Genomic DNA, 12,497 nt, shown 5'->3' with positions numbered 1-12,497 from the left:
CTTTTAAATTCTGTCAAACGCCTGAGACAAGTCCTCCAGCAAATCATCGATATGTTCTGTCCCGATGGAGAGACGGACCGTACCTGGTTTGATGCCTTGTTCCTCCAATTCCCGTGCACTTAATTGGGAGTGGGTAGTGGTGGCAGGATGAATAACCAGAGATTTCACATCAGCCACATTGGCAAGTAACGAAAATATCTGCAAACTGTCAATAAACGTCTGCGCTTCCTTCACACCGCCCCGCACCTCAAACGTAAAGATAGAACCACCTCCGTTCGGGAAATATTTCCCGTAAAGTGCATGGTCAGGATGCTCGGGCAGAGACGGGTGATTCACGGCAGCCACTTTGGGATGCTTCTGCAGAAATTCAACCACTTTCAAAGCATTCTCCACATGACGTTCCACACGAAGTGACAACGTCTCAAGCCCTTGCAACAGAATAAAAGCATTGAAAGGACTGATTGCAGCACCGGTATCACGCAACAATACGGCACGGATACGGATGGCATAGGCAGCAGGACCGGCAGCGTCGACAAAACGTACTCCATGATAACTCGGGTCCGGTTCCGTCAGTTGAGGAAACTTCCCCGAAGCCACCCAGTCGAACTTGCCGCTATCTACAATAATCCCCCCCAAGGACGTACCATGCCCTCCGATAAACTTCGTTGCCGAATGGACTACAATGTCTGCCCCATGCTCTATAGGACGAATCAGGTAAGGAGTACCGAAGGTATTATCTATAATCAGAGGAATCCGATGACGGTGTGCTATTTCAGCAACGGCATCGATGTCAATGATGTTGCAATTCGGATTGCCCAGCGTTTCAATGAATACCGCCTTGGTATTCTCCTGAATCGCTTTCTCGAAATTGTCAGGATGGTCCGGGTCTACAAAAGTAGTGGTAACCCCATAGGCAGGCAATGTGTGGGCCAGCAGATTATACGTTCCGCCGTAGATGGTCTTAGCCGCCACGATATGGTCTCCTACACGGGTGATATTCTCAAAGGCATAAGTGATGGCTGCCGCACCCGAGGCTACGGCCAATCCGGCAACACCGCCTTCCAGAGCCGCCACACGTTTCTCGAACACATCCTGGGTGGAATTCGTCAACCGCCCGTAAATATTCCCCGGGTCCTGCAAGCCAAAGCGGGCTGCCGCATGGGCCGAATTACGGAATACATACGAAGTTGTCTGATAGATAGGTACGGCGCGGGCATCAGTTGCCGGGTCGGGTTGTTCTTGTCCAACGTGAAGTTGTAGAGTCTCAAAGTGCAATTTCTTTGTTTCCATTGTCGTTTGTATTTTAAGTGAATAAACCGTTTCTCATTCGGATGTTGCAAAGATAGAGCGATAAGCCGGGGCAGACAATGACACAGATTAGGGAATTTTATACCACAATTGTGGTAGATAAGCAAGCTATTTTCTATCTTTAGATAAGATAGACTGCATTTCGGCAAAACTTTTTCATGCAAGCATGAAAGTTCTGCACTCAATTTGCACTATCTTTGCCCCCATGAAAGCAAGAAATATACTGATACTCATATTGGGAATCTTTATTCTTCCCATCTATCTGACTTCCTGCGGGGTGGACCGCTGGAAGGAGTATGCCGGACAGACCCAGACAGACCGCTGGATTGACGATACCATGCGTGTGTGGTACTATTGGGTAGACGCCATTCCCCATACCAACGACCTGAACTATTTCCAGGCCCCTTTCACTTTCTTTGCCTCGCTCAAATCCGAAGAGGACAAATTCTCCACCATCGACAGTCTGGTCAGCGTCACCACTACCCGCAGCATCCCCTATACGGATTACAGCTACGGATTCCAGTTCACTACCAATCAGATAGAAGTAGAAGGAGAAGATAATGCCATTGTTGCACAGATTCTTTACGTTGCCGACGGAAGCCCGGCCTCAGAAATCGGGCTGAAACGGGGTGACTGGATTATAAAGATGGACGGGAACTTTATTACCGAACAGAATTATAAGAAACTGTATGGAAGTAGTGCCATGGAGCTGACAGTAGGTTATTACGACGTGGAGAAAAATGCCATTGTTGCTTACGACAAACCCAGGCAGATAGCATCGGCGCGTCCCGTCAACGACAACCCGGTACACTATAAGAATGTATATACATCGGGCAGCAAGAAAATAGGTTATCTGGTCTACAACCATTTCAGTTCCGGCCCCACGGACAACAGCAATGAATATGACAACGACCTGCGCAGCGCATTCCAATATTTCGCATCACAGCAAGTCAACGAATTCATCCTTGACTTGCGCTACAACAACGGTGGATTATTGAGTTGCGCAGAATTGCTGTGTACCATGCTCGCACCTTCCTCCGCCTTGGGGCAAGAGTTGGGATACCTGGAATTCAGCAACCGCTTCAACCCGCAGATAGTACCGTTCACCCTGAACTCCGGACTCATCGGAAACGGAGCAAACCTGAACCTGAACACTCTCTACGTACTTACCAGCAGCCAGACTGCCTCCGCCTCCGAAATGGTGATTAACTGTCTCGACCCGTATATGGATGTCGTCATCATCGGCGGCACTACCGTAGGCAAGAATGTAGGCTCCAGAAATTTCTCCAGCCCCGAACTGATGATAACGATGAATCCCATCGTCTGCAAGATATACAATTCGGAAGGGAAATCTGATTATGAATCCGGATTCCAACCGGCCTACTCGGGATATGTAGTGAATGAGATGAGCGACATGTCACGCTTCCTGCCCTTTGGAGATACCAACGAAGCCTTATTGAGCACTGCACTCGGCGCCATCGACGGAAGCATACAACCGCCCACACAAGAAGATACCCGTTCTTTAAGAGTGACCACTCTCGCAAACTCCATTGAACGCCGGGCAAGCCATGCCGTACGCATCAAATAAAAAGACAAATAGGATGAAACTAAACAGAAGAGTTACAATCATCACCCGATTTTCGGGAATCATGTTCAGCCTGCTGTTGCTCGGCGGACTGGCAGCTTGCAGCGATGATAACAATGGCAATGATACGCCAGAACCGGAGCCGTCAACCTACCCCACCACTCCTTTCTCCAAAATCGAACTCAAAGAAGTGATAGAGAGCGATGCGCAACCGGTTACTGCCACCCACACCTACCTTTACAACAGTGCAGGCAGGCTGACCGGCTACACCGGCAAACAGAGCTTTACGGCAGGAGACGAACTCTTCGAGATAGAGAATACCACTACCGTCGAATACAAGGACCATCAAGCCGTGATAACCGACGAAGCAGGTACAATATCAACCTACACGCTGAATGACAAAGGTTATGCCACCACTTGTACCAGTCAGGATATGGCAGGAAATACCCGTACTTACACCTTCTCCTACCTCATCAACACCGAAGACAAATACTATCTGGAAAACATCACAGAAAGGCTGGACAACGGAAAAGAATACTCATCCATTACAATAGACTACAACAACTTCCGGGCATTACGCATACAGCAAAAGGTAGATGCTTTTGAGCACAACAGTACGGCTACCACACCCTCAGGCGATGAAATTGCAAATATCTCCGAAATACCAAGCCTATTCATTACGGACATGTATCCGCTTTCCATGCATGCGGTTGCCATATACGGGAAGATATTGGGAGAACCTGCAAACTACCTGATTACCCAACTCATCCCGGACAGCAACGGAGAAAGTGAAGAGACCACCACCTATACTTATACGTTGGATAACCGGGGTATCGTCACTTCCTGCCATGCAGTCGTCAGGCATATAAGGAACGGCTACGAGCAGGACTACACACGCACCGTGAACTATACCATCGAATAACAAGTTACTTACTTCTTAAAGAACTTGTCGAAGAAAAGGACGTGATAGTCTATGGAGTTGTTCCAATACGTTCCGGTATGTCCACCGGGACGGGTGATAAAGTCATGGTCTATCTTCCTTGCCAGCAGCCGGTTGTGCAGGTCCTTGTTCACTTCAAGAAAGAAATCGGCCTCACCGCAGTCGATGATTAGCGCCAAGTCTCCATTTACAATCTTATCCAACTGATTGACCACCGTATGTGCATCCCAAGATGCCTTGTTGGCAGCAAACTCTCCCAACTGCTTGCTCATTTCCCAATTCTGGGGGAACGGCCGTATATCCACTCCTCCACTCATACTGCCCGCCGCACCGAACACATCCTTATGGCGGATAGCACTCCACAAAGCACCGTGACCGCCCATACTCAATCCACTGATGGCACGCGCCTTTCTATCGGGAATGGTAGCATAGTTCCCGTCTGTATACTTCACCAATTCCGAGGTGACAAAAGTCTCATAACGGTAGGCAGGATTCTCCGGACTGTCCCAATACCAACTGTTCTTGCCGTCCGGACATACAAATATGATTCCTTTCTCATCCGCCATCTGCGGCAATTCCGGCTTCAGCTGCATCCAGCTCCGCGCATTGCCGCCATAACCGTGCAACAGATAAACCACCGGACAAGCCTGCTTGCCGATAGCCTTATCAGGCAATACATACACAACTTTTACATCCTTATTCATGGCTACACTTCTCACCAGCACCGTGTCTACACGTGCCGCCTGCAACATCACGGCAGACAGACACCACAAAAGCCCCAAGGCAGTAATTCTTTTTTTCATCTATTTATTGTTTATTTTTTCTAACGGATGGCAATATTAACAATAAATACTGAAAAATCATTATCTTTGCCTCACAAACTATTCAAAATCCACTATGGAATTTATTATCATTCTACTTTTACTTATCCTGAACGGTATTTTTGCCATGTATGAAATCGCCTTAGTCTCCTCAAGTAAAGCACGCCTTGAAACTCTTGTCGGAAAAGGGAACAAAAGAGCCAAAGGAGTATTGAAACAACTGGAAGAACCCGAAAAGTTCCTCTCCACCATCCAAATCGGTATTACTCTTATCGGTATCGTATCCGGTGCCTATGGCGGTGCCACCATCGCTGATGACGTAGAACCGCTGTTCGCCATCATTCCGGGAGCAGCCGCCTATGCCAAGACTCTTGCCATGATTACCGTAGTAGCCATCATCACCTATCTGTCACTCATCATAGGTGAACTGGTACCCAAATCCATCGCCTTGAATAACCCAGAACGATGGGCCACCATGCTCAGCCCTTTCATGATTGTGCTGACCAAGATCTCCTATCCGTTTGTATGCCTGCTGAGCGCTTCCACCAAACTGATGAACAAACTCATCGGACTGAACAGCGGCGAGGAACGCCAAATGACACAAGACGAACTGAAGATGATCCTCCACCAAAGCTCGGAACAAGGCGTCATCGACAAAGACGAGACAGAAATGTTGCGTGACGTGTTCCGCTTCTCGGACAAAAGAGCGAATGACCTGATGACCTATCGCCGCGACATCGTTGTGCTCCACCCCACAGACACACCGGAAGAGGTGCTGCGTATCATCCATGAAGAACACTTCAGCAAATATCTTCTGGTGGAACGGGGGAAAGATGAGATTATCGGCGTGGTTTCCGTAAAGGACATCATCTTGATGATGGGCGGCGAACAACCCTTCAACTTACGCAATATTGCCCGCCCTGCCCTATTTATTCCGGAAAGTTTGTATGCAAAGAAAGTTTTAGAGCTGTTTAAGAAGAACAAAAACAAGTTCGGAGTTGTTGTAGACGAGTATGGAAATACAGAAGGGATTATCACCCTGCACGATTTGACGGAAAGTATCTTCGGAGACATCCTCGAAGAGAATGAAACGGAAGAAGAGGAAATCGTTGTCCGTCAAGACGGTTCCATGCTGGTGGAGGCTTCCATGAATCTGGATGACTTTATGGAGGCAATGGACATTATGAACTATGATGACCTGAAAGAAGAAGACTTCACCACCTTGAGCGGTCTTGCCATGTTCTTGATAGGACGGGTGCCGAAAGCCGGAGACTTGTTCAGCTACAAAAACCTGGACTTCGAAGTAGTGGATATGGACCGCGGACGAGTGGACAAACTGCTTGTCATCAAGAAAGAAGAAGATGAATAACGAACGCTATTGCGTCTTTATAATTAATTTAAACCATTAAAGCAATGAAAAAAGTAATGATGATTGCAGCCTTTGCCGCTGCATTGGTATCCTGCCAATCAAAAGGAACCCAGAACAATGATGCTGTTGCCGTGGACGAAGGGGTAATGGCAGTTGCCGGCAATGACTCGTCTGCCGTAGCCGTATACGAGGGAATTCTTCCTGCTGCCGACGGTCCGGGCATCCAGTATGTATTGAGCGTGGACAGCGTAGGTCCTGATGGAGAAAGCGGTTATACGTTGGTAACAACTTATTTGGATGCCGAAGGCCCCGGAAAGAACAAAAGCTTTACTTCCAAAGGAAAGAAAGAAGTTATCCAGAAAGACGTCAATAACAAGAAGAAAACAGCCATTAAACTGACTCCAGACGACGGCGACACTCCGGTGTACTTCGTAGTAGTGAACGACACTACCTTGCGCCTTGTCAACGACAGCCTGCAAGAGGCGGTGAGTGACTTGAATTATGACATCATCCAGGTGAAATAGTCCATCCTTGCTTATAAGAAAGAACGGTATAGCCGGAATTACTGGATTCAGTGGTTCCGGCTACTGTTTTTTCAATGAAGAGGCATTTCAAACAAGAGAACAGAAGGCTATATCAAAAAGTTAGTATTATCTTTGTAGCTTCATCAAAGTATATATAAACATGAAACATTCTTCCGAAAAACCTTTAGCACCTGCCAACTACTCACGCTGTTTCAACAACCAATGCCCGAAAGCCGACAACTGCCTGCATCGCTTAGCTGCCCTTCGCGATACCCCCGAGTACCCGTCCATCCGCATCATCAATCCACTGTGCATTCCAGAGGAGAGCAGTCAATGCGCCTATTTCCAATCGACACAAAAGATACATGTTGCATGGGGAATCAGCCACTTGCTCGATGAAGTTCCCTACAAGAATCTCCAACCTCTGAAAAGCCGGTTGATAGCCCATTTCGGCCGCGGAAAATACTACCGCTTCTACCGGGAAGAATCTTACCTTTCCCCCGAAGACCAGAACTATATCCGCAGAACTTTCCACCAATACAACATTCCGGGAGAACCGGCTTTCGACTCTTACAGCGAGGAATACAAATGGTAGAAAGGTAATCTTCAGCCCCCTTTTCATGTCATTTTATCACTGAAAATATAGATAACACTTTAGTTCACAACGGTGAACACTTTGTTACAACAGTAAGAAACAAAGTGTTCACATACTATAAAACAGAATGTTCGCACTCAATAAAACGAACTGTTTTCTTTAACGGAACAAACTGTTTGCCATAATGGAACAAACTGTTCTCCATATTGAAACAAACAGTTCTCCTTAGGAAAACCACTTAAACGCGTTCGAGAGGATATTGCAGATACATAGAATGAGGTCGAAGAGGGTGCAGAAGGAAACAATGCATTGTGTGACGAAGAAACACTGGCTCTATCCTCTTCCAACTGAAGAAGTTAGGAAAAATAGAATAACATATCCAATACTTTCCCTACCTTTGTATCAGAAAACCCGATAAAATAAAAATGACATGAAGAAACAGAACGGACTGGCAGTAGTCATCGGGTACGAAGTGACACACGCCGTAGTTAAACAATAAAACCGGAAACATATATGGCCGATAATTATCTTGAAAATCAGTACGAGCAATACCAGGCACGCAAAGCAGCTTGGGAGAAAGCGAAAAAATCCGGCAAGGTACAAACGCTACATAAGCCGACACTTCCCCTCAAAAAAGGCGGAAAGAAAGTTTTCGTTACCGGAGGTGCCGGGGGTATTGGCAAAGCCATTGTAGAAGCCTTCTGCAAGCTTAATTACCAAGTAGCCTTTTGTGACAAGAATGAAATGAAAGGGCAGCAAACCGCCCAAGCCACCGGAGCACAATTCTATCCCGTCGACCTAAACAGCAAAGAAGCATTGGAACTGTGCTTGCAAAATATTTTCAAGGAATGGGGGGATATTGACATCATTATAAACAATGCCGGCATTAGTGAATTCTCTCCCATCACAGAAACAAGTGTGGAGACGTTCGATAAAATATTGTCTGTGAATTTACGTCCGGTGTTCATTACTTCACATGCGTTGACAGTACACCGCAAAAGTCAAAACAGCACGAATACCTACGGAAGAATCATTAATCTCTGTTCTACCCGCTATCTGATGAGTGAACCGGGCAGTGAAGGATATGCAGCTTCCAAAGGAGGTATCTATTCATTGACGCATGCGTTGGCTTTATCGCTTGCAGAGTGGCACATCACGGTCAACTCCATCTCTCCGGGCTGGATTCAGACACACGATTATGAACAATTACGAGCAGAAGACCATTCGCAACACCCCTCCGGACGGGTTGGCAAACCGGAAGATATTGCCCGTATGTGCGTATTCCTATGCCAAGACGAAAACGACTTCATCAATGGCGAAAACATAACCATTGACGGAGGCATGACCAAAAAGATGATTTACTGGGAATAGCCCTTTTATAAAACAATCTGCCCAACATAATAATTATAGGATATGAACATGAAAAAGTCTTTTATAGGAATCCTGGCAGCAACCATCATCCTCAGCGGATGCGGCACAAGCCAGATGGCTGCAGGCGACCCTAACGCAGTGCTTGCAGGAGCTGCCATCGGAAGCAATGTAGGCGGTGCCATCGGCGGGCTGATAGGTGACAGTAACGGAGGCTGGCGAGGAGGATACCGGGGTTCTGCCATCGGCACCATCATAGGGACCATTGCGGGAGCTGCCATTGCCAATGCAGCCACAGCCCCCCAAAAGCAGGAGGAGTACAGCTACCGGATAGAAAGGACACAGCCCTATCCCCCGCAATCCGGAAGACAGCCGCAAGCATCGGCCATCGACCACTTGAGGATACGGAATATACGTTTCATTGACAACAGCCGCGACCACGTCATCAATTCGGGCGAAAACTGTAAAGTGATTTTTGAAATCATGAACGAAGGAAACAAAACAGCCTACAACGTAGTGCCGGTGGTGGCGGAAACCACGGGCATGAAGCGCATTTACATATCACCGTCGGTCATGATAGAGCAAATAACTCCGCACAACGGTGTGAAATACACCGCCAACATCAGTGCCGGAGAACGGATAAAGACGGGTAACGTCACCATACGCATAGCCATAGCCGACGAGTATGGGGACGAATATGACTGGCAGGAGTTTTCGTTGCCCACACAACGGTAGAACAATGTCTTAACAGTAGTTTTTAAAAAGAAATGGAACAACAGCAATCTTCTTTCAAAGAAAAAGAACGCATAGAATTACGGGAACCCCAACGCTTCAAAGTCACCATCTACAATGATGACTTCACCACCATGGAGTTTGTGGTAAAAGTACTCACCACCGTCTTTTACAAATCATCGGCAGAAGCGGAAACACTGATGCTGCAGGTGCACAAGAGCAACTCCGCGGTAGTGGGCATCTACTCATACGACATCGCCCACTCCAAAGTACAGAAAACCACCCGCATGGCACGCAATGAAGGTTTCCCCCTCCGGCTCACCGTCACCCCGGAGGAAGAAGAATAAGAAAGAAACAATATGGATATAAAAAATACGATATTCGTAAACCAAGCATTCGCTTCCGCACAAAGAAAAGCCGAGTCTTACCGGCACGAGTTCATCATGCCCGAACATCTGCTGAGCGCCATTCTGGAACAGGAACCCTTTATCAACACCCTGCAAGATACCTTCTACAATTATGTGGAGCTCAGCATCTCACTGGAAAACTATCTGACGGAAGAAGTGGAAACTATCCCCGACAATGTGGAATACGAGTTGGGACTTTCCGTCCAGCTCAGTTCACTCCTGCAACATGCCTATATGGTGACAGAGTATTCCAGCGCCGAAGAGCTGGGTGTTCCCCATCTGATACAAGGCTTGCTGCAACTGGAAGATTCCTGGGCATGCCATTTTCTAAAGGAAGCAGTCGGCGGCGACCTGCCCGAATTCCTCAGTCTGCTCATTACCCACTACGAAGAAGCGGAGCTGGCAGAAGAAGCAGGCGGTGTACAATCCCCCGATGAACAAGAGAAAACAGAACCATGGCGTAACTACGTGACCTGCCTCAACGACCGCCTGGCAGACCACAACCCGCTTATCGGCAGGGAGATGGAGTTGGAGCGAACCATACAAGTGCTCTGCCGCAAAGAAAAGAACAACCCGTTGCATGTGGGCGAACCCGGTGTAGGCAAAACAGCCCTTGCCTATGGGCTTGCCGCCCGTATCGAAGCGGGCAACGTCCCCGAACGGCTTGCCGGCTTCCGCATTTATGAGCTGGACTTGGGCAGTCTACTGGCAGGCACACAATATCGCGGCGATTTCGAGAAGCGGCTGAAAAGTATCATGGAAGGCATCGGTCGTGAGGGAAATGCCATCGTCTACATCGACGAGATACACAACCTGATAGGCGCCGGACGCACGGGTGAAGGCTCCATGGATGCCTCCAACATGCTGAAACCCTATCTGGAAACCGGGGCAATACGTTTCATCGGTTCCACCACCTACGACGAGTACAACCGCTACTTCGCACGCAGCAAGGGACTGGTACGCCGCTTCCAGCAGATAGACATACTGGAACCGAGCATTGAAGAAGCCATACATATCGTAGAAGGCCTGAAAGAGAAATACGAAACCTACCACGGCGTCACCTACGAGCCCGACGTCATCCCCTACGCCGTAAAGGCAAGCGCCCGCTACATCAGCGACCGTTTCCTGCCCGACAAAGCCATCGACCTGGTGGACGAAGCAGGAGCTTACCGGGAAATACATCCCGCAGACTCCGGAGAACAGACCGTGGACAAGGCACTGATAACCGACATACTGGCACGTACCTGCAAAGTCAATGCCCTCGCCATGAAAGAGGAGGACACCACCGCCTTGGAAAGCCTGCACGAACGCATCAGCTCCCGCATCTACGGGCAGGAAGAAGCCGTCCGTCAGGTGGTGGAAGCTGTGCAAATGTCCAAAGCCGGGCTGCTGGACGAAAACAAACCGATGGCAAGCCTGCTCTTTGTAGGCCCCACCGGAGTAGGAAAGACCGAGGTTGCCAAAGTGCTCGCCGCCGAGCTGGGCATCGCCCTGCAACGTTTCGACATGAGTGAATATACCGAAAAGCATACCGTAGCCAAACTGATTGGCTCGCCTGCCGGCTACGTGGGTTACGAGGACGGCGGCCTGCTGACCGACGCCATACGCAAGACCCCAAACTGCGTGTTGCTGCTCGACGAAATAGAAAAAGCGCATCCCGACGTATTCAACATCCTGCTGCAAGTAATGGACTATGCCGTACTGACCGATAACAAAGGGCGGAAAGCCGACTGCCGCCACGTGGTCCTCATCATGACCTCCAATGCCGGAGCACAATATGCCCGCCAAGCGTCCATCGGCTTCAACAGTCAGGTCACCGCCGGAGAAGCCATGCTGAAACAAGTCAAGAAAACCTTTAAGCCCGAATTCATCAACCGCCTCTCTGCCACGGTGGTCTTCCATGACATGGACCGCCCGATGGCATCACTTATCCTTGACAAGAAACTCGGAGAACTGGGCAGCAAACTGTCCTCCCGTCAGGTGGAAATGGAATTGAGCCAGGAAGCACACGAATGGCTGCTCCAACGGGGCTTTATCCCCGAATACGGCGCCCGGAAGATGGACCGCGTGATAGCCTCGCACTTGAAGCCTCTATTGATGCGAGAAATTCTGTTCGGCACACTGAAGGCGGGAGGAAAAGTATCCGTACAAGTGGAAAACGGAGCATTGAAACTACAACCCACAACCGAATAACGATATGGTCTTTCAACTGACGGATAAACTTGCTTTCCCCGATCCTCACTACGGTGATCCCGACGGGTTGCTCGCCGTGGGCGGTGACCTCTCTATCGACCGCCTCATCCTGGCGTACTCCAACGGTATATTCCCCTGGTACGCATTTCGAGAAGAATTGATACAATGGTGGTGCCCGATGGACCGCTTTGTCATCTTTCCAGACGAAATCCATATCTCCCACTCCATGCGTACGCTCATCAACAAAGGAAAGTACGAGATCACCTTTAACGAAGCTTTCGAAGACGTCATACAAACCTGCGGAGAATTGCGGATGGAACAAGAAGGGGCCTGGCTCGGAAGGAAGATGATGGAAGCCTATACGCACCTGCACGAACAAGGCTTCGCCGCCAGCGTGGAAGTGTGGGAAGAAGAGCAATTGGTCGGTGGGCTGTACGGAGTGACCCTGGGACGTTGCTTCTTTGGAGAGAGTATGTTCTCACTCGTTCCCAGCGCCTCGAAGCTGGCCCTCATCCATCTTGCTCAATTCTTCAGGGAACATGGAGGCGTCATGATAGATTGCCAGTTCGAAACTCCTCACCTCAAGACAATGGGAGGCAGGCACATCAGTTACGACGAATATATGACATACATCGAACAAGACTACCGCTTCTAA

The 12,497-nt window shown here is 48.7% G+C and carries 12 protein-coding genes; 10 read left to right on the top strand and 2 right to left on the bottom strand.

Annotated elements, in window-relative coordinates; genetic code table 11:
- Positions 1–3: 3 nt before the first annotated feature.
- On the bottom strand, positions 4–1,290 hold the full coding sequence (locus tag H1A11_RS02900; RefSeq protein WP_181757684.1) for an O-acetylhomoserine aminocarboxypropyltransferase/cysteine synthase family protein: 1,287 nt from the start codon (positions 1,288–1,290) through the stop codon (positions 4–6).
- 184 nt (positions 1,291–1,474) lie between these two features.
- Here H1A11_RS02900 and H1A11_RS02895 point away from each other — a divergent pair, with 184 nt between their 5' ends.
- Both H1A11_RS02895 and H1A11_RS02890 read left to right on the top strand, forming a co-directional pair.
- The gene (locus H1A11_RS02895; protein ID WP_181757683.1) at positions 1,475–2,896 is read left to right on the top strand and encodes a S41 family peptidase; all 1,422 of its coding nucleotides are present in this window, start codon (positions 1,475–1,477) and stop codon (positions 2,894–2,896) included.
- Between the two features lie 13 nt (positions 2,897–2,909).
- Positions 2,910–3,815, top strand: a complete 906-nt coding sequence (locus H1A11_RS02890) for a DUF4595 domain-containing protein (protein ID WP_181757682.1) — start codon at positions 2,910–2,912, stop codon at positions 3,813–3,815.
- Between the two features lie 8 nt (positions 3,816–3,823).
- Here the strand turns inward: H1A11_RS02890 and H1A11_RS02885 are convergent, their stop codons facing one another.
- Positions 3,824–4,636, bottom strand: a complete 813-nt coding sequence (locus H1A11_RS02885; RefSeq protein ID WP_117600697.1) for an alpha/beta hydrolase family protein — start codon at positions 4,634–4,636, stop codon at positions 3,824–3,826.
- A gap of 94 nt (positions 4,637–4,730) precedes the next feature.
- On the opposite strand from H1A11_RS02885, the gene H1A11_RS02880 reads away from it, so the two are divergent.
- The 8 genes from H1A11_RS02880 (at position 4,731) to aat (ending at position 12,497) form a co-directional block, all read left to right on the top strand.
- Entirely contained in the window at positions 4,731–6,023 is a 1,293-nt protein-coding gene (locus H1A11_RS02880; RefSeq protein ID WP_117966817.1) for a hemolysin family protein, read from the top strand.
- A 44-nt stretch (positions 6,024–6,067) separates the two neighbouring features.
- Entirely contained in the window at positions 6,068–6,547 is a 480-nt protein-coding gene (locus H1A11_RS02875) for a copper resistance protein NlpE N-terminal domain-containing protein (protein WP_117600695.1), read from the top strand.
- A 160-nt stretch (positions 6,548–6,707) separates the two neighbouring features.
- A complete protein-coding gene (locus tag H1A11_RS02870) occupies positions 6,708–7,142 on the top strand; it encodes a DUF6078 family protein (protein ID WP_181757681.1) in 435 nt (144 codons plus the stop codon).
- Positions 7,143–7,655: 513 nt separating this feature from the next.
- On the top strand, positions 7,656–8,513 hold the full coding sequence (locus tag H1A11_RS02865; RefSeq protein ID WP_181757680.1) for an SDR family NAD(P)-dependent oxidoreductase: 858 nt from the start codon (positions 7,656–7,658) through the stop codon (positions 8,511–8,513).
- Between the two features lie 42 nt (positions 8,514–8,555).
- Positions 8,556–9,245: a glycine zipper family protein gene (locus H1A11_RS02860; RefSeq protein WP_120130300.1), complete on the top strand. Its 690-nt coding sequence runs from the start codon at positions 8,556–8,558 to the stop codon at positions 9,243–9,245.
- Positions 9,246–9,277: 32 nt separating this feature from the next.
- Positions 9,278–9,589 carry an ATP-dependent Clp protease adaptor ClpS gene (locus H1A11_RS02855; protein WP_181757679.1) on the top strand — a complete coding sequence of 104 codons (312 nt, stop codon included), beginning with the start codon at positions 9,278–9,280 and terminating at the stop codon, positions 9,587–9,589.
- A 12-nt stretch (positions 9,590–9,601) separates the two neighbouring features.
- Positions 9,602–11,842 carry an AAA family ATPase gene (locus tag H1A11_RS02850; RefSeq protein ID WP_181757678.1) on the top strand — a complete coding sequence of 747 codons (2,241 nt, stop codon included), beginning with the start codon at positions 9,602–9,604 and terminating at the stop codon, positions 11,840–11,842.
- A 4-nt stretch (positions 11,843–11,846) separates the two neighbouring features.
- Entirely contained in the window at positions 11,847–12,497 is a 651-nt protein-coding gene (aat, locus tag H1A11_RS02845; protein ID WP_181757677.1) for a leucyl/phenylalanyl-tRNA--protein transferase, read from the top strand.

Origin of the sequence: Bacteroides sp. CACC 737 (genome assembly GCF_013874375.1) — a bacterium.
In the GTDB taxonomy this organism is placed as follows: domain Bacteria; phylum Bacteroidota; class Bacteroidia; order Bacteroidales; family Bacteroidaceae; genus Bacteroides; species Bacteroides uniformis.
This window is presented reverse-complemented; position numbering and strand designations above follow the sequence as displayed.